The organism is Aetokthonos hydrillicola CCALA 1050, from assembly GCF_017591665.1.
GTDB lineage: Bacteria > Cyanobacteriota > Cyanobacteriia > Cyanobacteriales > Nostocaceae > Aetokthonos > Aetokthonos hydrillicola.
This window is the reverse complement of the sequence record NZ_JAAKGC010000325.1, coordinates 1-1,927: the sequence shown is the minus strand read 5'-3', so window position 1 is coordinate 1,927 and position 1,927 is coordinate 1. Positions and strand designations below refer to the sequence as shown.

At 39.1% G+C, this 1,927-nt stretch carries 3 protein-coding genes and 1 pseudogene; 1 reads left to right on the top strand and 3 read right to left on the bottom strand.

Annotation, left to right across the window (positions count from 1 at the left end; genetic code table 11):
- Nucleotides 1-122 precede the first annotated feature (122 nt).
- The 3 genes from G4P69_RS37500 to G4P69_RS37490 all read right to left on the bottom strand — a co-directional run bounded on the left by G4P69_RS37500 (nt 123) and on the right by G4P69_RS37490 (nt 1,544).
- Nucleotides 123-326: a hypothetical protein gene (locus G4P69_RS37500; RefSeq protein WP_208342533.1), complete on the bottom strand. Its 204-nt coding sequence runs from the start codon at nt 324-326 to the stop codon at nt 123-125.
- A 232-nt stretch (nt 327-558) separates the two neighbouring features.
- The gene (gene nfi / locus G4P69_RS37495) at nt 559-1,224 is read right to left on the bottom strand and encodes a deoxyribonuclease V (protein ID WP_208342534.1); all 666 of its coding nucleotides are present in this window, start codon (nt 1,222-1,224) and stop codon (nt 559-561) included.
- 14 nt (nt 1,225-1,238) lie between these two features.
- Entirely contained in the window at nt 1,239-1,544 is a 306-nt protein-coding gene (locus G4P69_RS37490; RefSeq protein ID WP_208342536.1) for a type II toxin-antitoxin system RelE/ParE family toxin, read from the bottom strand.
- 70 nt (nt 1,545-1,614) lie between these two features.
- Between G4P69_RS37490 and G4P69_RS37485 the strand changes: the two are divergent.
- Nucleotides 1,615-1,927 (top strand): annotated as a pseudogene (locus tag G4P69_RS37485) (vitamin B12 dependent-methionine synthase activation domain-containing protein); the annotation flags it as partial.

The following is a 1,927-nucleotide window of genomic DNA, read 5'->3' as shown; positions in this document are numbered from 1 at the left end:
AAGCTAAATTGCGATCGCCTAGAGTCAGTTAGTCAACTTCACGGTTCGCTTACGTCGAATTCACGTTATCAAGTAAAATACTAACCTGGCTTATTTCAATGCAATTGGATTAATGAATCAACTTAAACAATCAAAATATCCTGAAAAAGACCTCTACCGTGTTTATGCAACTTTACTAAAATCAAACTATATTCTAAAACTAGAATTCCACGCAAAAATCTTTGAGCAAGAAAAACACTTAGTAACCGTTCAGCGCTGAGCCAATAACTTTCTGTATTATCAATGATGCTGGCAATTTTCGCAGCCCTAGTCGTAGTTACGTTCATCTGGTTGATGGCAGGGTTTAGCTATTACTTAGGGAAAAGCCACATTTTTGTAGATAGAAAGTATGGTTACTTACAATTACTAGCAAAATAGTAACAATTTATATCCATAACACGTAGTATTCCCACTTGAAGGAGCAAAGTAACGCTTTTTTAGTTAGCAATTTTGAACTGCTTTTTTCCCCTGTGCGATCGCCAACACAAATAAGCACAATCAAGCAACTTTTTTTAAGCTTTATTTTGAAGACGCCAATTTATCAGCAATACGTGTCGTTTCTGGCAAGCGATATTTTGGGGTGCATCTTAACACGTAGTCAATCGCAGTAGCTAGACTAATTCTATGACCAGGGGAGACATATAAAGGCTTAACACCTACGCGAGTTCGTAAAACTGCTCCAATTGTCTCACTTTTATGTATTAGTGGTTGCCAAGCACCTCGTTCCTCTGGCAGGTTTTCATGTTTACCAATAAGCAACGATTTTGCCACGCCAATTGTTGGTATATCTACAAGCACTCCTAAATGGCAAGCAATACCGAATCTCCGAGGATGTGCAATTCCTTGCCCATCGCATAAAATTAGGTCTGGGGTCAAAGTAATCTTTTCTAAAACATCTAATATAGCTGGTATTTCGCGGAACGAAAGGAAGCCAGGAATATAAGGGAATGTTGTGGGGCGACGTGCTATACCTGTTTCTTGTACCTGTAAATCTGGAAAACTTAACACTGCTACTGCTGCACGGCTAATAGTTCCATCCTCTTCAAAACCCATGTCTACGCCTGCGACGTACTGTATCGGTTCTTTGAGTTGATCTTCTGTAATAACTTCACCTTGCAGTTTTTCTTGGATAGTGATAGCTTCCTCAACAGTAAGAGCCCAACTATGGCGTTGATTAATCTTCATAACAATGAAAACGTTCAATCAGATTCTGAATCTTCAAAAAGGCTTTGGATATCTCTGGATCCATGCAGAACACGAATGACTTCAATCCCTTGACTTATAGGACGGTAAAAAATTAGATAATTACCTACTGGAAAACTCCGCATATCTGGTGCTAGAGAATCACGTTTTCTTCCAATACCTGGGTTTAATCCCAGTACTTTGAGCTGACTTTCAATTTTTTGTAGAAACTGATCTGCTTTTTCAAAGCTGTCATTAGCAATAAAATTCCAAATATCCAATAAATCTGCTTGCGCTAACGGTTTTTTGAGAACTATTGCCATTATGCGGATTTCTTCTCCTGCCGTTGTTGTTTTGCCAGTTCTATAATTTCATCCATATTTAGAGGTGTAGATTCTCCACTCTCAAGTGATTTATGGGTATTTTCCTTCCCAATCTGAAGGGAATTCACTCTTTGTTTATGAACCTAATCGTCAAGATTTACAGGAGATTGCTAGGTTTGACTTTCCGAGGCAAAAATCGTTAAGACGGCTGTGTATTGCAGATTTCTTTGCGCCAAAAGAATCAGGGATTATTGATGTGTTCCCAATGCAAGCAGTGACGGTGGGTGCAGTTGCTACGGAGTTTGCACAGAAGTTGTTTGCTGATAATCAATACAAGGATTATCTGTATTTTCACGGCTTAGCTGTGCAGGTGGCAGAAGCTT

What these genes read in the sequence shown, in the direction of transcription:
- G4P69_RS37500 (WP_208342533.1), bottom strand. Translation starts at nt 326, where the DNA reads ATGAACGTAACTACGACTAGGGCTGCGAAAATTGCCAGCATCATTGAT.
- nfi (WP_208342534.1), bottom strand. Translation starts at nt 1,224, where the DNA reads ATGAAGATTAATCAACGCCATAGTTGGGCTCTTACTGTTGAGGAAGCT.
- G4P69_RS37490 (WP_208342536.1), bottom strand. Translation starts at nt 1,544, where the DNA reads ATGGCAATAGTTCTCAAAAAACCGTTAGCGCAAGCAGATTTATTGGAT.